Origin of the sequence: Belliella calami, from assembly GCF_022549695.1 — a bacterium.
Lineage (GTDB): Bacteria > Bacteroidota > Bacteroidia > Cytophagales > Cyclobacteriaceae > Belliella > Belliella calami.
This window is the reverse complement of the sequence record NZ_JAKZGS010000004.1, coordinates 254028-273728: the sequence shown is the minus strand read 5'-3', so window position 1 is coordinate 273728 and position 19701 is coordinate 254028. Positions and strand designations below refer to the sequence as shown.

Below are 19701 nucleotides of genomic sequence, written 5' to 3'. Positions count from 1 at the left end.
AAGCCCTGTTCTCTCCTAAATATTTCTATTTTTGTCTAAGATTATAACCCCAAATAATAAGGACATGAAAGATTTACTCAAGAAATTTGAGAATAAGCAGCCTGAGATCGTATTCGAATGGAGTGACAGTGAAACAGAAGCGGAGGGTTGGGTAGTGATCAATTCGCTAAGAGGAGGAGCAGCAGGAGGTGGCACTAGAATGAGAAAAGGCTTGGACAAAAGAGAAGTCGAATCACTTGCCAAAACAATGGAGGTGAAGTTTACAGTTTCTGGGCCAAATATCGGAGGTGCAAAATCAGGGATCAACTTTGATCCAAACGACCCAAGAAAGCCGGAGGTACTGAAAAGATGGTATAAAGCGGTCATGCCATTGCTGAAGAACTACTACGGAACAGGAGGTGATCTCAATGTAGATGAAATCCACGAAGTGATTCCAATCACAGAATCCTACGGACTTTGGCACCCACAGGAAGGTGTTGTGAACGGCCACTTCCATGCTACCGAACCACAGAAAATCAGGAAAATCGGTCAACTGCGCCAAGGAGTTTCCAAAGTATTGGAAGACCCAGATTACACCCCTAATGGGCCAAAAAAATATACTGTAGCTGATATGATCACCGGATTTGGTGTAGCCGAAGCAGTACGTCATTATTATAAAATATGGGGTGGACAGTTAAAAGGAAAAAAAGCAGTCATCCAAGGATGGGGTAATGTAGGCGCCGCTGCTGCTTGCTTTCTGGCTGTAGAAGGCGTCAAAATCGTAGGTATCATTGACAGAGATGGCGGATTGATCAATGAAGAAGGATTCAGTCTCGATGAAGTAAGGGACCTTTTTATCAAAAGAGATGGGAATAAATTAGTCTCAGAGGGTATGCTCAGTTTTGAAGAAATCAACAATAGAATATGGGACATCAAGTCTGAAATTTTTATTCCTGCAGCAGCATCCCGCTTGGTCAATAAAGATCAAGTAGAAAGAATGGTAAAAGCAGGCTTAGAAGTGATATCTTGTGGTGCAAACGTTCCTTTCTCAGACCCTGAGATTTTCTTTGGACCTACTGGAATGTGGGCAGATGAAAAAGTTTCTGTCATCCCTGACTTTATTGCAAATTGTGGAATGGCGAGGGTATTTGCATACCTCATGTCTGACAAAGTAGAAATGACCGATGATGGCATATTCAAGGATGTCAGCAAGACCATTTTTAAGGCGCTAAAAAAGACACATGCGAGCAACCCAGAAAAAAACCGAATAGCCCAGGCATCTTTTGAATTAGCCTTAAGGCAGCTCGTATAACAAATCAACCAATCATCAGCCAGTAACCGTTAATTTTGTATTAATTGTTACTGGCTGATTCATTTTCGTTAGTCCTTTTCATTCAAAATAAGTAGTTTAGCAGGATTAATTCTTCTGAGACCGTAAATCAACAAAAAGAAGAAAAAACTGAATTTTATTTTAATCTTTTGATATACCCTATAAAAACCTTTGAATGAAGAATTTTATCGCTGCATTTATGCTGCTTTTCGGAATTTTCTTTGTTTGCAATATTCCATTAGTCAATGCACAAACAAATACGCAAACTGAAGAATTAGACAGCGCTTCACAAGACGATCCTATTACGAGTGTGGCTGCCCATATCCACGACGATGCCCAAGAAAACCATCATCATGATGCGCCTGGATGGCTCGTTATACCCTTTGTACTTTTGCTGTTGATGATCGCAACAGGGCCGCTATTCTATGAGCACTTCTGGCATCACAATTATCCAAAAGTGGCAGTTGGTCTAGCCATTTTAGTAGTATTTTATTATCTGTTTATTTTGGGAAATGTACATGGTCCAGTTCATGCGCTAGCTGAATACGTACAGTTTATAGCACTCTTGGCATCATTGTACATTGCATCAGGAGGAATTCTGATAGAAATAGACAAAAAATCAACACCACTGGCCAATGTGACTTTACTTTTGGTAGGTGCTTTGATTTCCAATCTTATCGGTACTACTGGAGCCTCTATGTTGCTTATTAGGCCATTTATCAGGTTAAATAAGGGAAACATTCAGGCTTACCATATCATTTTTTTCATATTTATGGTAAGCAATATTGGCGGTTCACTTACACCGATAGGTGATCCACCTCTGTTTTTAGGCTTCCTGAAAGGAATTCCTTTCTTTTGGACACTAGAACATAACTGGCCTGCTTGGGTTGTAGCGTTGGCTATTCTTGCTGTAGTGTTTTATTTTATTGACCGAAAATATGGAAAAATCAACAATGATGAACTTGAAGTAATTACCTACACCAACAAATTTGGGTTGATTGGTTCCAGAAATTTTCTGTGGCTTGCAATCGTGATAGCATCTGTATTTTTGGATCCTAATGTTATAGAATGGGTTCCCGCAATCCACTATGATGGACAAAAATTTTCTTTCTTGAGAGAGCTAATCATGCTATCTGTTGCTTATTTCTCCTATAGATTTGCAGACCAAAAAGCCATCAAAGGCAATGAATTTAATTTTGAGCCGATCAGGGAAGTCGCTTTCATCTTCATTGGTATTTTCGGAACGATGATGCCAGCTCTCGAATTAGTTGGGAATTTCGCAAAATCTCCCGAGGGAGCAGAGTTGATCACTCACAACACTTTATATTGGGGAACTGGGATCTTGTCAGGTGTCTTGGACAATGCACCAACTTACCTCAACTTTCTAGCTGCAGCGATGGCTTCCCAAGGAGCAGAAATCAGCAATGTCGCCATGGTCAAAGATTTTGCAATGGACAATTACGAAGATTCTGCTTTTGAATTGATGGCAATATCCTTAGCCGCTGTATTCTTTGGAGCAATGACTTACATAGGCAATGGCCCGAACTTTATGGTGAAATCAATTGCTGAGCAAAGCGGAATAAAAATGCCTTCATTCTTTGGTTACATAATCAGGTTTTCAATACCGATTCTTCTCCCAGTATTGATCATTATCTGGTTGCTTTTCTTTGCCTTTGTATAATACAAGGTGAATAGTGGACTGAGTTATTGGTTGAATTAGCAAAATTTGTAATTCAGTCCACTATTCTATCAAAAGCAGTTCGACCTCAGACTTGTAAAAGTCTCAAAAAGGCGACATTTGAAAGGACATTAATGAATCGATGATAGAATGAACTCGATGAGAATTATGGGAGTTAATAAAAATGCAAGAAAATCACTTCTTCTTTTTATTCTTCGGCGGTGTACAGGTTTTACAAAAATCTTCATAATCAGTAAGCTCAAGCCTTACAGCCAAATGAAGTTTTTCGAGTTCGTCAGCATGAATCCCGAGGCTTGAAGTATCACCTGCTTCTCCACTTCGTTCGACCAATTCCTCCTGAATTTTTTCGTACAAAGGCAATATGTAAGAAATATTGGAAAATGTCCCTTTGTTTTCATAAAGCATTTTCCTGAATTTTCTTGAATACAATTCCGTAAGATCAAATTGATATCTCGCAAAGTTTATTAAGCTATTTGCAATTTTATCATTGGGAGCAATAATCAATGAAGCATTCGGGCTAAAAATTGCGGTAACCTTTGAATTGAAATTTTTTGTAAACATAAACTCCGCGTTGGTCATGTTGATCAAGAAATCAATTTTGGAACCAGCCTGAATCAGATAACTATCTACAGATGGATCTATTTTTGACCTTTTTGATTTGAAATCAGAAAATTCCAGAATTACATCAGGAGACCATTCGATATTTTGCTGTGCATTTGAGTTTACAATTATGCCAAAAAAAACGAACAAGTAGAAAGACAAGAACTTCATATATTTTTGCTAAGGATTCAGCAACAAATATATTCAAATTCTTAATTTTTTAATTATTGACTTGCCCATTTAAATCCATGATTATTGGGTCTAAAAACACAACTTTTTGCTCGCCTTTTACCTCAAACTTTGTCACAAGATTGGTGTTTTCGTCTACCTCAAGCCAGCCCTCAGTATTAGAGCTATAAAACGTATTTTCGGAACCTATCAAAAACTCAATCGTTTTTGGTTTTTCAGGTTCGTAGAATTGGACTTTGAGAAACTTCACCTTACTTTTCTCACCCTTTTTCAAAGAATAAGAAATTTCATTTTCGGACTTTTCAATAAAATACGCTTGAGCCAAAGAGGGTCTGTTGATATCTGCTTGCATAAAAAAATCCAACTCCTCGAGCCATTCTTCTTCGGTTGGATTAATGTCAACAATTTCCTTGGATGTATTGAACTGAATTTCTTTTGCCAACTGCTTTCCCACAAGCGATTCTGCTTGATTTTCTATAAACTCTTGTAATCTAAAATAAGGAGGATCGAAATCCTCCTTATTTGTATTTTCTGGTTGGCAAGACAACAGAAAAGCCAAAAAGAAAATAAAGGATGTATTTTTAATCATTATTTCAATAATATGTCTCCAGTCATTTCCCCTGGAATTTTTACATCTAGCAAAGTCAAAATAGTAGGAGCTAAATCTCCCAATTTCCCATCTTTTACTTCCAATCGATCTTGATCATCTACCATGATGCAAGGAACTAGATTTGTTGTATGCGCAGTGTTTGGTGACCCATCTTCATTGATCATCACATCTGAGTTACCATGGTCAGCAATCACAATCGTCGTATATCCATTTGCCAAGGCGTGCGTAATTACATCTTCGGCACATTTGTCAACAGCTTCACATGCTTTTACAGCTGCATCAAAAACACCTGTGTGGCCGACCATATCAGGGTTGGCAAAATTGAGACAGACAAAATCCACCTCTTTTTTCTTCAATTCTGGCTTGATCTTATTTGCTATTTCGAATGCACTCATCTCAGGCTTCAAATCATAAGTAGCCACTTTCGGAGAAGGACAAAGAATCCTAGACTCTCCTTCAAAAACTTTTTCTCTTCCTCCCGAGAAGAAAAAAGTCACATGTGGATATTTTTCGGTCTCTGCGATCCTGATTTGCTTTTTGCCATTTTCAGCCAAAACTTCACCAAGTGTATTTTGTAGGTTATCTTTTTCAAAAAGAACCTTTACACCAACAAATGTTTCATCGTAACTTGTGAATGTTATATAATTGAGATTCAATTTCCTCATTTTGTAATCCTCAAAGTTCTTTTGTGTAAGAACTTGAGTAATTTCCCTGCCTCTATCAGTCCTGAAATTGAAACAAATGACTACATCTCCTTCTTCAATCAATGCCAATGGTTTACCTTGCGAATTAGCTTTGACTATTGGTCTGATGAATTCATCAGTGACACCATTTTCATAGGATTTTTTGATGGAAGTCAGGATATTTTTGGACATTTCACCCTCTCCCAGTACCATTGCATCGTAAGCAAGCTTGACGCGTTCCCAACGATTGTCACGATCCATAGCATAATATCTCCCTACTACAGATGCTATCTCCCCAACCGAATGTTCTAAATGTGCTTGTAAATCTTCAAGATAATTCAAACCTCCTTTTGGATCAGTATCTCTACCGTCTGTGAAAGCATGAATAAAAGCCTGACTGAGCCCATTGGCTTTAGCTGCATCACAGAGCCCTTTCAAATGATTCAAATGCGCATGAACACCACCGTCAGACACCAAACCAATAAAATGGACTTTCTTGCCAGTCTCTTTGGCATATGAAAATGCATCTTTTAAAATCGGGTTTTCATTCAAATCCCCTTCCGAAACTGCCTTGTTTATTTTTACAAGATCTTGATACACTACCCTACCAGCCCCAATATTCATATGGCCAACTTCCGAATTACCCATTTGGCCTTCGGGAAGTCCAACTGCAAGACCTGAAGCTTCTAATTTAGAATGAGGGTATTTTTCAAAAAGACTATCTACGAATGGTGTATTAGCTTTGTCGATAGCTGAAACGCTGGGATTGGGGGCGATCCCCCATCCATCCAAAATCATCAGTATAACTTTCTTCTTCATATTGCAAATATAGGTTTTTCTAATAGGTTTAACTCAATTCAACATGTCGTAAAAATGATTATTCTTCCTTAGCATTTCAATAAAGATTCAATATATTTTGGCTTGCTCTTGAAAATCATAACAATATCTAGGAAGCCTTGCCAAGTTTAAAAGTGAATTAAAATTGCATTTGAGTAAATTCCTCTTTTTAATTAAATTGGCTCAAAATTTGCGTTTTACCATAAATATGAAAAAGTTATTGACCGCCATATTTTGCCTTTTTTTCTTAGGTATATTTTCATTATTGACCAATGCAGCTACATCAAATGAAAATGAAGTGATTTTCAGTTCGCTGAAAAATGGATCGAGTAAAGATTTGGCAAAATTTTTTGAAAACGGAATAGAACTAAATATAAATGGAAATCAAGGAGAATATTCTAAAAACCAAGCCGAATTGGTAATTCGGGATTTTTTCAAAAAATACCCACCAGAAAATTTTGAAATCATCCATGAAGGGTTTTCAGGTGATCAAATCAAACATTATATTGGAACTTACACCTCTTTGGGTGAATCTTACAGAATTCTCTTAAGAGGAAAACAACAAGAGGAAGAGTTTAGAATCTACAGTTTGGAGATTATCAAGTATTGATTATTGACCTAATCATATTTTAATTTCTTACTTTTGCGACGTGAAAAACCTACCCTATCTGACCGAGTCGCGAATCCGACAATTTATTGAAGCCGCCCTTTTGGAAGATGTTGGACCTGGAGATTATTCTTCATTGTCTTCCATCCCTACCGATAAAATGGGTCAAGCCCAGCTTTTGATCAAAGAAGATGGAGTCATCGCAGGTTTGGCTTTGGCTCAGAAAATTTTCAAGCAATTTGATCCTACTTTGCAAGTCACGATGCTCAAAGATGATGGGGCCTTGGTAAGCTCAGGAGATATTGGTCTGACAGTCAAAGGAAAAGCTGCTTCAATATTGACAACAGAAAGGCTTGTATTGAACTGTATGCAGCGCATGAGTGGGATTGCTACCAAAACCCACCATTTGACAAAATTGATAGCGCACACAAAAGCCAAGCTTATGGATACCAGAAAAACCACTCCAAATTTTAGGATGATGGAAAAATGGGCAGTTGTACTTGGAGGGGGATTGAATCACAGATTTGCATTATATGACATGGTAATGCTCAAAGACAACCATATAGATTTTGCGGGCGGAATTGAGACTGCAATCAAAACCACAAAAAAGTACCTTCAGGAAAACAACCTTGATTTGAAAATCGAAGTAGAAACCAGAAACCTTGATGAAGTAGCCGAGGTTCTTCGAGTTGGAGGAATAGATTACATCATGCTTGACAATATGGATTATGACACGATGCGAGAAGCAGTAAAGATGGTCAATGGAAAATATGCCCTAGAAGCCTCTGGCGGAATTACCGAATCAACTCTTGCCAATGTAGCCGAATGTGGTGTAGATTTTATTTCTGTTGGCGCACTGACACATCAGGTAAAAAGTATGGATATCAGTTTGAAAGCTTTTTGATAATTGGCTTAAAAGCTAGGCAAGGTTGATCATATTTGATTTTTCTTCATCATAATTTGAATGTCATATCATAAAAATAGTTGACACTTTTTCTACTGATTTTCCTAAGTTTCCAATATCTATTCATTTGCCTCCCGATAAGGATGAGAGACTCTTTTCTCCCAAAAACAAAAAAGGCCTTCCAGAATTGAAAGGCCCTTTAATGGATGAAATATGGCTGTTTTAATCTTTTGTTGCAAAATCCGGATAGGCTCGCATGCTGTGCTCATTAATGTCCAACCCTTCGACTTCTTCTCTTTCATCGACTCTGATTCCTACAGTACGCTTCATTGTGAAGAAGATCAGCCAACTAGTCACAAAGCAAAATGCTCCAACTACTGCTATACCTATTAATTGAGACCATACTTGGCTCATACTTGCCAAATCTCCAAAAAGACCTACTGCAAGCGTTCCCCAAATACCGCCAATCAGGTGTACTGAAATCGCTCCAACAGGATCATCAATCTTGATTCGATCAAAGAAAACTACTGCAAAGACCACAAGTGTACCACCTATGAAACCTATTATGGCAGATTCTCCAACACTCATCAAATCAGCTCCAGCTGTAATACCAACAAGGCCTGCCAGAATACCATTGAGCACCATCGTGATGTCATAAGTTTTGAATTTCAAATAGGATGCAACCAAAGCTCCAAAAGCACCTGATGCTCCTGCTATGGCTGTAGTCACGAAAACCAAAGAAACTGTTCCCGGATCAGCAGTAAGTACAGATCCACCATTGAATCCAAACCAGCCAAACCAAAGCAAAAATACGCCTATGGTAGCCATTGGGATATTATGTCCTGGTATGGCATTCATGCCTTTCTCGGTATACTTCCCAATTCTTGGACCTAAAAGATACGCTCCTACCAAAGCTCCCCATCCACCTACTGAGTGTACGATCGTGGAACCTGCAAAGTCATAAAAAGGAATGTCTAGTGTATCCAAAAATCCACCTCCCCATTTCCACATACCTACTATTGGATAAATTATTCCCACATAAAGTATGGAAAAGAAAATGAATGGACCCAATTTGACACGTTCAGCTACTGCACCAGAGACTATCGTGGCAGCAGTAGCGGCAAACATAGCCTGAAATATAAAATCAGTAAAAAAAGTATAGCCTTCATTATATGCAAAGGTATCCCAACCTTCAGGAAGTGAAATCCCAATTCCTGCCAGCCCGAAAAAACTTCCTACGAAGTCGTCTCCTGGATACATGAGGTTAAAGCCAATAAATGCATAGGTCAATAGGCCTATAGCTGGAATGATTGTATTTTTAAAAAGGATATTGACAGTATTTTTAGCTCTGGTAAGCCCAGCTTCCAAACTGGCGAAACCGAGGTGCATGATGAAAACCAATATGGTGGCTACCATCATCCAGAGGTTATTTATGGTAAACATTTCTTGATTCATAGGTTTGTATAGGTTAGGTTGAAATAGGTAATAAGGTATTTTATGTCAATTCAATTTGGTTGTAATTAAAGTGCTGATTCTCCTTTGTCATCATTTCTGATTCTATAAGCTTCTATCACATCCGAAATGAAGATTTTCCCATCTCCAACTTCCCCTGTCTTTCCTTCTGTCAGGATGCAATTGACCACTGATTCCACCAAATCCTCTGTAGTCACAATTTCAATTTTGGTTCTTGGAATATAAGATGGCTCAAATGCCACTCCACGATAGGTCTGTGGACGAGCGTGCTCGAGACCCATTCCTTTTACATCATAAAAGGAAAGAAACTTCACCCCAAGTCCTGCTACACATTTGTAGATATCTTGGAATTTGGATGTTCTAATGATTGCTTCTATTTTTTTCATTTTAGTCAAAGAATTAGTGGTTTTCTTGAATTATAGACGCTAATGTAAAACAAAATTTACAAAAAAAGTAAACTTGGTTTATTTTTAAACCAATTTTGATTGATTTCTTGTTAAAAAATTGATTTTTGGATAATTTTCAAATTATAATTTTTTGCCTAAACATTAATTTTTCTGAAATGTGGTTATTTTTTAAACTTTCAATTGAAAGAAGTAAGGCAAATGGGAGGCGAGAGGAGAGATGCAAGACACAAGAGACTAAGTCACCTCGATCCCGAAAGCATTCGGGAGAAGCTTGTCCCGCAGACCTAACGGCACAGGAGGCATATGCTTTTAGTATCGGGTCATGACTCGATACACATTGAATTGTATAAATTCTTTTCTATCACAAAAAGAAAATTGCGGATATTCAGATTCAATATTTATTATATGACTATCCGCTTTCTTGCACGTAGCCAAACAATGGGTTGTTGGATGAACGATTTGTGTGGTTCTGTTGACTGTGAGCTGTTGTCTGCTGACGAGTATCCGCAACTTATAAAGGTACTTCTTACCCTACGTGCAACATTGCGGATACTCATAATTTATTAAACAATTTTCTTTGTATGAAAAAGGAAAAAGGTAAATTTGAGGGTGTGGAATTTTAATCATCCTTTTATAAGTTATGCAAAACAAACCAACACTTTTGGTTCTCGCTGCCGGAATGGGCAGTAGATATGGTGGAAACAAACAAATTGACGGCTTCGGACCCAATGGCGAAACGATTTTGGAATACTCTATTTATGATGCCATCAGAGGTGGCTTTGGTAAAGTTGTATTCATTGTGAGAGAAGAGATCTTGGAGATTGCCAAGGAAAAATTTCTTCCTAAAATCGAAGGAAAAATCGAAGTTGACTTTGTCCTTCAATCTTTGACATCTTTTGTACCTGAGGAATTCCAAAATCCAGATAGGGTAAAGCCTTATGGTACAGCGCATGCTGTCCTCTGTGCAAAAGATGCAATTGCAGAACCGTTTGCGGTGATCAATGCAGATGATTTCTATGGTAAGGAAGCTTTTGAAGTTTTGGGGAAATTTCTGACAAATGGAGTTCAGAACAATCTACACGCTATGGTAGGTTATGCTATCCAAAATGTACTCTCAGATCATGGTACGGTCAGCAGGGGCGTTTGTTCTATGAATGATTCCAATCAATTGGTAGGCATGGTAGAAAGAACAGCAATCTCTAGAGAGAATGGAAAAATAATTGCAAACGGAGACGGTGAGTCTATAGAAATTCCTGAAGGAACACCTGTTTCTATGAATTTCTGGGGCTTTCATCATGCAGTATTTAGCAATATTGAGAAAATGTGGGAAGAATTCCTGCCTGCAAATAAAGAAAACATCAAGTCGGAATTTTTTATCCCTTTAGTAGCAAATACATTGATTGAAAATGGACAAGCAGCCGTAGAAGTCCTTGAAGGTGGCAAAACATGGTTTGGCGTAACCTATACAGAAGATAAACCAGTAGTAATCGCTTCTTTGAAAAAACTTCATGAAGACGGAGAATATCCTGAAAACCTTTGGGCTTAACCGCAATTTTAATATTCATAAGTAAAACAGGCTCTCAAAAAAATTGAGAGCCTGTTTTTTGAAAATCGTTTTAAATCCCTCTCAAGTTTATCAATTCTTCTATCGCTTCCTCACCTGGCCTAGGGGCATTTACATTTACCAGTTTGTTTTCTTTGCCGATAATCAAGTATCTAGGAATACCCCACACTTTAAAATACTTCATGATCTCTGCTTCAAAGCCTTTGCCCGCATAAAGATGAACTCCACGCATTTGGTTTTTGTCTAGGTAATTTTTCCATGGATCAGGTTGATCATCAACTGAGATATACATCAATACGATATCGTCATATTCACGCAATGCACTTTCGAAATCAGGGGTTTTTGTCCTAAAAGTGTTGATACAAGGCCCACACCAACTTGCCCAAAGATCCAAATAGATAATTTTATCATCATAATCAGACAACTTCACAGCCTCACCTTCCAAATTAAGGAATTGAAAATCCTCAACCAAAGCACCTGTTTTCAACTTTTCCATTGAAGCCAAGCCCTTATCCATATTTTGGATATATCCAGACTGTGGATAAGTTGACTTGAAATCATTCAAAGTCTCTTCTATCTCCTCATAGCTACCCGTCAGCATCAAAACATCATTCAAGATGTACGATGCCCAAAGCAATTCTCTATCTTCTTTTGGAACATCAAAAATGTAATCAGAAACATTGGAATCGGATATCCCAAAAGGAACTTTCAATGCTGAATGTAAAGCCATCATAATTGACCTTGCCAAATCATCTGTCAAGTTTTCAATTGAATGTTGCAGGTCTGTCTCCGATAAGTATTTTTTGAAAAATTCCAACCTTTCTTCTACCTCCATCTCTTGTGACCTATCAAGATACAGTTCCCCAAGCTGAACCAACATTGTATGCTTGAAGGATGTAACTTCCATTCTTTCTTCCAAGGACAAGTCTGCAGAACGATCTTTGTAAAACTTGTTGATTTCTTTCTGAATTTCTTTCACAAAACCAAGATAATCTTCTTGTGAGGGCGCCTCTTCTACATCATAAAGCACAGAACTGACTTTTCCATACAAATCATCTTTCACATATTTTTCCAAATCAGACATGTAGTTCACATAGGATTCAGAATAATCTTGGGCATTTACCGATAAACTAAAAAAAACTCCTAAAAACAAAAATAATGTAATTTTTAATCGATTTAATTGCGTGTTCATGAGATATGGTGTTAAATTAAAAGCTTCAAATTCGGCTTTGAAAGTTATAAAATCAAAATGGTATATCGACAAAGAGTTTGAAAATAAAATCACTAATTGCATTCGAAATTCAAAACACTTCAAATAATGAAAAAAATCTTCTTCTACAGCCAAAGTTTGTTCAAAGATATCGCACTTTTAGTTTTACGGGCTAGTGCTGGCTTGATGATGGCTACTCATGGTTGGGCTAAGTTGTCCGACTTCAGTGCCAAGCTTCAATCTTTCCCTGATCCAATTGGACTAGGCCCTGCAGTATCTTTACAGTTGGTGATTTTTGCAGAATTCTTTTGTGCGCTATTTTTGGCTATTGGCTTCTTGACAAGACTTTCTTTATTACCATTAATTGTAACAATGTGTGTAGCTGCATTTATAGCACATGGTGATGATCCATTTGCAGTACAAGAAATGTCACTACTCTATTTGACAGTTTTTGTCAGTTTGTTTTTGTTGGGGCCAGGGAAATTGTCAGTCGACGGACAAATAAAAACCAAAAAAAGTTACTGATCCCAAATCGATACCACACCATTACTCACCATAAAAAAGTTAGTCTGGGCATCTATGGCATTTAATATTGCCTTAGATCGCTCAGGTCTAGCATCTGTGATAAAAAGCTGCCCAAACCTATGGTCTGCCACTAGATTTACTAGCTTTTCAATTCTTAAGTCATCAAGTTTATCAAAAATATCATCCAAAAGCAGCACGGGTTTTACACCTTTCATCATATGGAAAATCTCAAATTGTGCCAATTTTAAAGCGATTACGAAGGATTTCTGCTGACCTTGTGAACCAAATTTTTTGATCGGATATCCATCTATTTCAAATACAAAATCATCTTTATGAACTCCGAGCGTTGTCCTTTTTAAGATAAGGTCTTTCTGATGATTTTGAACAAATTCACTTTCAAATGAATCAGAGAGGCAACTTGTCAAATATTGGATATTTACATCCTCACGTTTTCCAGAAATATTTGCATAATGGTCTAATAGAAGCGGTTTGTAATCACTCAAAAATACTTCCCTTGCTGAAGCAACTGCTTTGGAAAGTTGGATAATCTCCAAATCATATGGCTCTAATAAGCCTTTGTTAAATCTTCCTGAATCAGAGAACTGCTTCATCAATGCATTTCTTTGTTTGAGAAAATGCTGGTAGCGCACCAAATTCTCAAGATAGCTTTTGTCCAATTGGCAAAGCATGTTGTCAAAAAACCTTCTTCTTTCTTCACTCCCATCCTTGATCAGTACTGTGTCGTCTGGAGCAATCATTACAACAGGCAAAAGTCCTATATGCTCACTCATTTTTTCAATAGCCTTACCATTTTGGACCAATTGCTTTTTCTTGCCCGCTTCCACCACACATCGAATCTCTAGGTTTTTTTCACCTAGAGAAAATTCTCCAAAAACTGTAAAAAAATCTTCATTGTGTAAAATATTTTGATTGTCTTGAGAATTAATCGCGCTTTTGGTCAGACAAAGATAATGAATGGCATCTAGGAGGTTGGTTTTACCTGATCCATTGATTCCTACCAAACAATTTATTTCTTGCGAAAACACCAAACTAGCCTTCTGGTAATTTTTAAATTGATTGAGATGGAGATTTTTCAGGTACATTTTTAGAAACTGTAGGGTTTTTGACTATTTTCGCATTCGGACTTAATTTTCAGCCCATTTGATTATATTTGAGTCCTAATTTAGCATATTTTACAATAAACGATATGGCAAAGAAGAGCACGGCTGCAAAGTCGAAAGCAAAATACTCCAAAGAAACATATGCTTTCTGGTATGAAAGTATGTTGTTAATGAGAAGGTTTGAAGAAAAAGCAGGTCAATTATATGGTCAGCAAAAAATTCGAGGATTTTGTCATTTATATATAGGTCAAGAGGCTTGTGCAGCTGGAGCAATCACAGCATTGGAAAAAGATGACAAATGGATCACTGCCTACAGAGACCATGCTCACCCGCTAGGTCTTGGTACCGATCCAGGTGCAGTAATGGCTGAACTGTATGGTAAAGCTACCGGAACTACCAAAGGAAAAGGCGGTTCCATGCACATTTTTGACAAAGAAAGAAACTTCATGGGAGGTCATGGAATCGTTGGTGCACAAGTTCCAATGGGCCTAGGTATCGGTTTTGCAGAGAAATACCAAGGAACCAAAAACCTTTGTATCTGTCATATGGGTGACGGTGCAGTAAGACAAGGAGCTGTTCATGAAGCATTCAATTTGGCTATGCTATACAAGACTCCGGTGATTTTTGTGATAGAAAACAATGGCTATGCAATGGGTACTTCTGTAGCCAGAACATCCAATGTTACTGAGCTATACAAAATTGGCGAAGCTTACGACATGCCTTCTTTCCCTGTGGACGGAATGAATGTAGAAGCAATCCATGAAGCAGTAGCTGAAGCTGCAGAGAGAGCAAGAAAAGGCGATGGCCCAACATTATTGGAATTCAGAACCTACAGATATAAAGGTCACTCTATGTCTGATCCTCAAAAATACAGAACACGTGAAGAAGTAGAGGAATACAAAGAAAGAGACCCTATCGCCCAAGTGAAAGCGACTATCTTGGACAATAAAATATTGACAGATGAGGAGATCAAAGAAATCGATAAGAAGGTGAAAAAGCAAGTTGATGACTCTGTGAAATTTGCAGAAGAATCTCCTTGGCCTGATGGACAAGATGCATTCAAAGACATCTACAAGCAGGAAGATTATCCATTTGTAATGGAATAATTTGTTCACAAATGCAATTTGAGCCCTTGAATCTTTTCAAGGGCTTTTTTTTATAAATTAATCCACTTCAATGTACATAGGCAAAAAGTTGATTGTTGGAAAACAGTTTCAAGTACACTTGACTACTCCATGGAGCACAAGTATGTCCTTTCGACAGTTGAAAGGTAGCCACAACATTTAAAATCTCATTTTTACCCTACGTTCAACATTGCGGATACACATTTTTTTTGTCTGAAATTCGAAAAACTGAATTTTGACCCGAAAGAAATTTCGAAAACCATAAAAGAAAAGTCATTCTTAACAGCATTTTCGCATATTTCTGCATTTTTTATTATCAGAATCTTAGGTATTGGTTCAATGGCTTTGCATTTGTATTAAAGAAATATATCTTTGCGCCAATAATTTTAATAGAATGGCTAAGAAAGAAACAAAAAATAGCGAAGTAGATTACGAATTACTGGAAAACCCAGAGGTAATTGCAAGTAGATTAGAAAGAGGAGAAAATTTTGTAAGACAAAATTCAAAAATCTTCGGAGGAATCTTAATTGCTGTTGTTATCGCTATAGCAGGAATCTTGTTTTTGCAAATCAACAAGCAAAATCAAAATGAAAAAGGTCAGGAAGAAATGTTCCAAGCGGTGTATTACTTCGAACAAGACCAAACTGACTTAGCTTTGAATGGCGACGGATCAAATGCAGGCTTTTTGAAAATCGCTGAAAAGTATTCTGGAACAGATGCCGCAAATCTTTCAAACTTCTACATAGGCTCTATTTACCTTTCAGAAGGTCAATATGAAAAAGCTGTAGATCATTTGAAAAAATTCTCTGCTAGTGACTATTTTGTTCAAGCGAAAGCATATTCATTGTTAGGGGATGCATATCTTGAACTTGGAAACACTAAAGAAGCTATTTCAGCTTACAAAAAAGCTGCTTCAGAAAGTGAAAACAAGTTTTTCACCCCACGTTATTTGAACAAATTGGCGGTAGCTTATGAAGAAGCTGGCGATAATGCCAATGCCATCAAAACCTACGAAACCATCGAAGAAAAATACTTCGAATCTTACGAGTTTACAAACGCACGAAAGCATAAAGCACGCTTGGAAGGTCTTGCCTCTAAGTAATGCTTCATAATTAATAGCATTAAGGAAGAGTAAGACCCGCTGGTCTTACTCTTTTTTTATTAATCCAAACTAAACAAAAAGTCATGGCATCCTCCTTGAAAAGCTTAAGTCAATATACTGACAAAAACCTCCTTGATATCTCCACCAAGAAATTTGGAATTGTAGTATCAGAATGGAATGACCAAGTTACAGGTTCATTGTATACAGCGGCTGTAGAAACTCTCCTCAAACATGGCGCAAAAAAAGAAAACATCTTCAAGAAAAATGTTCCTGGCTCTTTTGAATTGACCCTAGGTGCGCAATGGCTTGCTGAAATCGAAGAAATAGATGCTGTAATCTGTTTGGGTTGTGTGATCCAAGGCGAAACCCGTCATTTTGATTTTATCTGTGATGCAGTGGCACATGGAATCACCAATGTAAGCTTGAAATATAACAAACCTGTCATTTTTGGAGTTTTGACTCCCGACACAATGCAGCAAGCACTTGATAGATCTGGAGGCAAGCACGGAAACAAAGGCGACGAAGCAGCAATTACCGCTGTCAAAATGCTTGGGTTTTAAGGAAAGAAAAATTGTCAAGAAGTGAGAGTCGAGAAACGAAAAGCGAGAGAAAAAATCTAAGAAGCGAGAAACGAACTAAGAGTGTGCTTTCTACGACTACGTCACCTCGACGGCAGGAGAGGTCTCGTCTCGATTATGGTCGAAGAAGTGGGAAAATGAAAAGTATATATAAATTTCAGTTCGAGATTTCTCCCCGCAATTCTGCGGGAAGGTCTCTTTACTTGGACTAACGGTATTTTGGATGGAAATGAAAAACAATGAGAAAAAGTGTCAACTAATTTCAGGACATTAAAAAAATGCCGTAGACATGATCGAAATATTAGACCGGCAATTTATTGCCGGGACTAAATATTAGAGAGAGATTATAAATTGCCTTAGGCACGGACGATGTAGGGCCTTACACAAAAAAGTATTTTGAATCAAAAAACAACCTCAAACCTAATACATACCATGAAAATAATGAAATTCGGGGGGACTTCAGTTGGCAGACCCGAAAGAATGCATCAAGTAAAAGAGCTGATTACAAGAGACAATCAAAAGAAAATCGTAGTGCTTTCGGCCCTATCAGGAACTACAAATGCACTTGTAGGAATTGGAGAAGCATTAGCTGATGCCAACAAAGAGCTTGCTAAGGAAAGAATTGATACTTTGCACAAGCACTATTTGACTTTTTACAAGGAGTTGTTGAAATCAGAATCTGCACAAAAGAAAGCTGAAAAGATCATTGCAGAGCATTTTGAGTTTTTGAATATCATCCTTAAGATCTCCTTCAATGAAGCAATCAATAGAGATATCCTAGCACAAGGAGAACTCCTTTCGACGAAGTTGTTTTATACTTTACTTCAGGAGCTTGATGTGCCAGCAGTATTTTTACCGGCATTGGACTTCATGAGCATCGATGAGAACCACGAGCCGGAATTGAAAAAAATCTCTGAGAAACTGAAAAGCATCATTGGTAATTATGCTGAAGAAAGTATTTTCGTCACCCAAGGATATATCTGCAAAAACCATAGAAATGAGGTGGATAACCTCAAAAGAGGTGGCTCTGATTATTCTGCTTCCCTAATTGGAGCAGCTATCAATGCAGATGTAGTCGAGATCTGGACTGATATCGATGGTATGCACAACAATGACCCTAGGATCGTGGATAAAACAAGGCCTATAGCCCAATTGTCTTTCGATGAAGCCGCTGAGTTGGCATATTTCGGAGCAAAAATTCTGCACCCAGCATCCATTTGGCCTGCCCAACAATATAATATCGCTGTAAAATTGCTAAACACGATGGAGCCTGATGCTCCAGGTACTACAATCACTGCCAAAGAGCAAGGTACAGGTGTAAAAGCTTTGGCAGCAAAAGATGGCATCACAGCGATCAAAATCAAATCCAGCAGAATGCTTTTGGCTTATGGGTTTTTGAGAAAAGTATTTGAGGTTTTTGAAAAATACAAAACTTCCATCGATATGATCACTACTTCTGAGGTGGCAGTGTCTGTAACTATCGATGATCTATCCCACCTTGCTGAAATTGTCAGAGAATTAGAAGCTTATGGAGTCGTAGAAGTAGATCAAAACCAATCGATTATTTCTGTAGTTGGTAACTTGATTGCAGAATCTGAAGGAAGCATTGCCCAAATCATGAATTGCCTCACAGAATATCCTATCAGAATGGTGTCTTATGGTGGAAGCAGACACAATGTATCCCTACTTGTAGATGCCCAATTCAAAAATCCTGCACTGAAAAGCCTCAATGCTGGTCTTTTTGAATGGTAAATAAAGCTAGTGCTATTATAATGAGTTGAGTACATCAATAAAGCTAGGTCGAAATGTTCAATGTTAAGCGTTAAATGTAAGGGATGCTTAACACACATTCTATCAGTCACCAATTTGCTGTTAGCACGACACTAGTGAGCTAAAAACAATAAATCCCCTTTCGGATGATCATTTATCTGAAAGGGGATTTTTTTCTTTACAATCTAGCCATCCATCTGGCCAAAAGTACTTCATGCACAAGAAAAACACCATCGTCTTCAATCACTAGCTCTTGCTTTTGGAGGGACTTGATGGCGGTACTTACAGTACTTGCCGCTCCCAACCGGTATTTACTGATAAATTCTTTCGAAAGTGGGTTCCTCAAAGGTTCCTCTTTGGCTATAGCCTGAAATACTTTCCACTGCGTCTTGGTCAGCATCTTTGGGAAATTCGCAAAAATCGCCTGCTGTTGTGCCAAAATATCAGTCTTCACCCGCTGAACATCCACTTCCTTCACTTCTTGACATTGCGCATAGAGATAATTACAGATCAATTGGATCGTATAAGTCTGCCCTCTTGACCAGTCCAAAATTGATTTGACGATCTCCTCTGAAATCACCTTTCTCTTTGCTCCAAAATGCGCCTGAATAAAAGGATTATATTTTTCAAAAGGAATCGGATCCAATGAAAGCAATTGTGCACTGAGATAAAAAGGCCTGTTTTTCTCTAAAAACATCTCCGCCATCATCCCCCTGTGACTTCCGGAAAATATAAACCTGATGCTGGGAAATTTCTGAACCCAAGTCCTGAACATTGCCTCTGCATTCGTCTCGCTATAGGTCGCCACTTGCTGAAATTCATCAATCGCAACTACTACTCTTTTCTTCCTCTGATCCAAAAATTCTCCCAAGGCATGGAGTGATTGCTCTTCGTTACCCGATGGACTCAATCCTAAGTTCAAAGTCGGCGTTCCCGAAATAGGGTCAAAACTTATTGTCGCCCCAATGGAAGAAATCAATTTTTGGATAGTAGCATTGATGCCAGATTTATTCTTTCCAAAACGCTCAAAAACCGCACTTGACAATTCCTTAATCGCATCTTCTATAGAAATAGCTCCCAAAAAATCAACATACAAAGTTTCATAATCACCCGAGCCTTCCAGTTCTTCAAAAAACCGATGAACCAAAGCTGATTTGCCAAGCCTTCTCCAAGCATATAAAACTACATTTCTGCCATTTTTGATATGTTCTTGAAGAGCTATCAAATCATCTTCCCTGTCACAGAAATAAGCTTTTCCATGATAAGTATTCAACACAAAGGGATTGTCGGGCTTTTTCATTAGGATAACTGTTTATATTCTTGCTTCTCTATAATTTATATATCAGATTTCAATTCCATTTAGATAAGCCCTTTCAGGTTTTCTGTTGA

At 37.9% G+C, this 19701-nt stretch carries 18 protein-coding genes; 10 read left to right on the top strand and 8 right to left on the bottom strand.

What is annotated here, in order from left to right; translation table 11 throughout:
* Positions 1–64 precede the first annotated feature (64 nt).
* Entirely contained in the window at positions 65–1291 is a 1227-nt protein-coding gene (locus MM236_RS07825; protein ID WP_241274404.1) for a Glu/Leu/Phe/Val dehydrogenase dimerization domain-containing protein, read from the top strand.
* Positions 1292–1484: 193 nt separating this feature from the next.
* Positions 1485–2990, top strand: a complete 1506-nt coding sequence (locus MM236_RS07820; protein ID WP_241274403.1) for a sodium:proton antiporter — start codon at positions 1485–1487, stop codon at positions 2988–2990.
* A 192-nt stretch (positions 2991–3182) separates the two neighbouring features.
* Here the strand turns inward: MM236_RS07820 and MM236_RS07815 are convergent, their stop codons facing one another.
* The 3 genes from MM236_RS07815 to gpmI are packed head-to-tail and all read right to left on the bottom strand — an operon-like array spanning position 3183 to position 5909.
* The gene (locus MM236_RS07815; protein WP_241274402.1) at positions 3183–3779 is read right to left on the bottom strand and encodes a hypothetical protein; all 597 of its coding nucleotides are present in this window, start codon (positions 3777–3779) and stop codon (positions 3183–3185) included.
* A gap of 49 nt (positions 3780–3828) precedes the next feature.
* Complete coding sequence (locus MM236_RS07810) at positions 3829–4386, bottom strand: hypothetical protein (RefSeq protein WP_241274401.1); 558 nt, start codon at positions 4384–4386, stop codon at positions 3829–3831.
* Entirely contained in the window at positions 4386–5909 is a 1524-nt protein-coding gene (gene gpmI / locus MM236_RS07805; protein ID WP_241274400.1) for a 2,3-bisphosphoglycerate-independent phosphoglycerate mutase, read from the bottom strand. Before gpmI ends, MM236_RS07810 begins: the two co-directional genes overlap by 1 nt.
* Before the next feature lie 226 nt (positions 5910–6135).
* Here gpmI and MM236_RS07800 point away from each other — a divergent pair, with 226 nt between their 5' ends.
* Complete coding sequence (locus MM236_RS07800; RefSeq protein WP_241274399.1) at positions 6136–6537, top strand: DUF4783 domain-containing protein; 402 nt, start codon at positions 6136–6138, stop codon at positions 6535–6537.
* Positions 6538–6577: 40 nt separating this feature from the next.
* Positions 6578–7438 (top strand): carboxylating nicotinate-nucleotide diphosphorylase, encoded by an 861-nt coding sequence (nadC, locus tag MM236_RS07795; RefSeq protein ID WP_241274398.1) that lies wholly within the window; start codon positions 6578–6580, stop codon positions 7436–7438.
* A 222-nt stretch (positions 7439–7660) separates the two neighbouring features.
* Here the strand turns inward: nadC and MM236_RS07790 are convergent, their stop codons facing one another.
* Together MM236_RS07790 and MM236_RS07785 are read right to left on the bottom strand one after the other, a co-directional pair.
* Positions 7661–8893 (bottom strand): ammonium transporter, encoded by a 1233-nt coding sequence (locus MM236_RS07790; protein ID WP_241274397.1) that lies wholly within the window; start codon positions 8891–8893, stop codon positions 7661–7663.
* A gap of 65 nt (positions 8894–8958) precedes the next feature.
* Positions 8959–9297: a P-II family nitrogen regulator gene (locus MM236_RS07785; protein ID WP_241274396.1), complete on the bottom strand. Its 339-nt coding sequence runs from the start codon at positions 9295–9297 to the stop codon at positions 8959–8961.
* 661 nt (positions 9298–9958) lie between these two features.
* Between MM236_RS07785 and MM236_RS07780 the strand changes: the two genes are divergently transcribed.
* On the top strand, positions 9959–10864 hold the full coding sequence (locus MM236_RS07780; RefSeq protein ID WP_241274395.1) for a nucleotidyltransferase family protein: 906 nt from the start codon (positions 9959–9961) through the stop codon (positions 10862–10864).
* Between the two features lie 70 nt (positions 10865–10934).
* Here the strand turns inward: MM236_RS07780 and MM236_RS07775 are convergent, their stop codons facing one another.
* Positions 10935–12074 (bottom strand): TlpA family protein disulfide reductase, encoded by a 1140-nt coding sequence (locus MM236_RS07775; RefSeq protein WP_241274394.1) that lies wholly within the window; start codon positions 12072–12074, stop codon positions 10935–10937.
* A 126-nt stretch (positions 12075–12200) separates the two neighbouring features.
* Here MM236_RS07775 and MM236_RS07770 point away from each other — a divergent pair, with 126 nt between their 5' ends.
* Positions 12201–12617, top strand: coding sequence for a DoxX family protein (locus MM236_RS07770; RefSeq protein ID WP_241274393.1), 417 nt, complete (start codon positions 12201–12203; stop codon positions 12615–12617).
* On the opposite strand, the gene recF is transcribed toward MM236_RS07770, so the two are convergent.
* A complete protein-coding gene (gene recF / locus MM236_RS07765; protein WP_241274392.1) occupies positions 12611–13720 on the bottom strand; it encodes a DNA replication/repair protein RecF in 1110 nt (369 codons plus the stop codon). The genes MM236_RS07770 and recF overlap by 7 nt on opposite strands.
* 104 nt (positions 13721–13824) lie before the next feature.
* On the opposite strand from recF, the gene pdhA reads away from it, so the two are divergent.
* The 4 genes from pdhA (at position 13825) to MM236_RS07745 (ending at position 18294) form a co-directional block, all read left to right on the top strand.
* Entirely contained in the window at positions 13825–14844 is a 1020-nt protein-coding gene (gene pdhA, locus MM236_RS07760) for a pyruvate dehydrogenase (acetyl-transferring) E1 component subunit alpha (RefSeq protein WP_241274391.1), read from the top strand.
* 412 nt (positions 14845–15256) lie between these two features.
* Positions 15257–15964 carry a tetratricopeptide repeat protein gene (locus MM236_RS07755; protein WP_241274390.1) on the top strand — a complete coding sequence of 236 codons (708 nt, stop codon included), beginning with the start codon at positions 15257–15259 and terminating at the stop codon, positions 15962–15964.
* A gap of 83 nt (positions 15965–16047) precedes the next feature.
* Positions 16048–16524, top strand: a complete 477-nt coding sequence (ribH, locus tag MM236_RS07750; RefSeq protein WP_241274389.1) for a 6,7-dimethyl-8-ribityllumazine synthase — start codon at positions 16048–16050, stop codon at positions 16522–16524.
* 450 nt (positions 16525–16974) lie between these two features.
* Complete coding sequence (locus tag MM236_RS07745; RefSeq protein WP_241274388.1) at positions 16975–18294, top strand: aspartate kinase; 1320 nt, start codon at positions 16975–16977, stop codon at positions 18292–18294.
* A 196-nt stretch (positions 18295–18490) separates the two neighbouring features.
* Here the strand turns inward: MM236_RS07745 and MM236_RS07740 are convergent, their stop codons facing one another.
* Complete coding sequence (locus MM236_RS07740; RefSeq protein WP_241274387.1) at positions 18491–19612, bottom strand: AAA family ATPase; 1122 nt, start codon at positions 19610–19612, stop codon at positions 18491–18493.
* Between the last annotated feature and the right edge of the window lie 89 nt (positions 19613–19701).

Bases quoted from the DNA above. Each gene is read 5' to 3' on its own strand.
- pdhA (WP_241274391.1), top strand. From the start codon at position 13,825: ATGGCAAAGAAGAGCACGGCTGCAAAGTCGAAAGCAAAATACTCCAAA.
- MM236_RS07755 (WP_241274390.1), top strand. From the start codon at position 15,257: ATGGCTAAGAAAGAAACAAAAAATAGCGAAGTAGATTACGAATTACTG.
- MM236_RS07780 (WP_241274395.1), top strand. From the start codon at position 9,959: ATGCAAAACAAACCAACACTTTTGGTTCTCGCTGCCGGAATGGGCAGT.
- MM236_RS07745 (WP_241274388.1), top strand. From the start codon at position 16,975: ATGAAAATAATGAAATTCGGGGGGACTTCAGTTGGCAGACCCGAAAGA.
- MM236_RS07815 (WP_241274402.1), bottom strand. From the start codon at position 3,779: ATGAAGTTCTTGTCTTTCTACTTGTTCGTTTTTTTTGGCATAATTGTA.
- recF (WP_241274392.1), bottom strand. From the start codon at position 13,720: ATGTACCTGAAAAATCTCCATCTCAATCAATTTAAAAATTACCAGAAG.
- MM236_RS07775 (WP_241274394.1), bottom strand. From the start codon at position 12,074: ATGAACACGCAATTAAATCGATTAAAAATTACATTATTTTTGTTTTTA.
- ribH (WP_241274389.1), top strand. From the start codon at position 16,048: ATGGCATCCTCCTTGAAAAGCTTAAGTCAATATACTGACAAAAACCTC.
- MM236_RS07740 (WP_241274387.1), bottom strand. From the start codon at position 19,612: ATGAAAAAGCCCGACAATCCCTTTGTGTTGAATACTTATCATGGAAAA.
- MM236_RS07825 (WP_241274404.1), top strand. From the start codon at position 65: ATGAAAGATTTACTCAAGAAATTTGAGAATAAGCAGCCTGAGATCGTA.
- gpmI (WP_241274400.1), bottom strand. From the start codon at position 5,909: ATGAAGAAGAAAGTTATACTGATGATTTTGGATGGATGGGGGATCGCC.
- MM236_RS07790 (WP_241274397.1), bottom strand. From the start codon at position 8,893: ATGAATCAAGAAATGTTTACCATAAATAACCTCTGGATGATGGTAGCC.
- MM236_RS07785 (WP_241274396.1), bottom strand. From the start codon at position 9,297: ATGAAAAAAATAGAAGCAATCATTAGAACATCCAAATTCCAAGATATC.
- MM236_RS07800 (WP_241274399.1), top strand. From the start codon at position 6,136: ATGAAAAAGTTATTGACCGCCATATTTTGCCTTTTTTTCTTAGGTATA.
- MM236_RS07820 (WP_241274403.1), top strand. From the start codon at position 1,485: ATGAAGAATTTTATCGCTGCATTTATGCTGCTTTTCGGAATTTTCTTT.
- MM236_RS07810 (WP_241274401.1), bottom strand. From the start codon at position 4,386: ATGATTAAAAATACATCCTTTATTTTCTTTTTGGCTTTTCTGTTGTCT.
- MM236_RS07770 (WP_241274393.1), top strand. From the start codon at position 12,201: ATGAAAAAAATCTTCTTCTACAGCCAAAGTTTGTTCAAAGATATCGCA.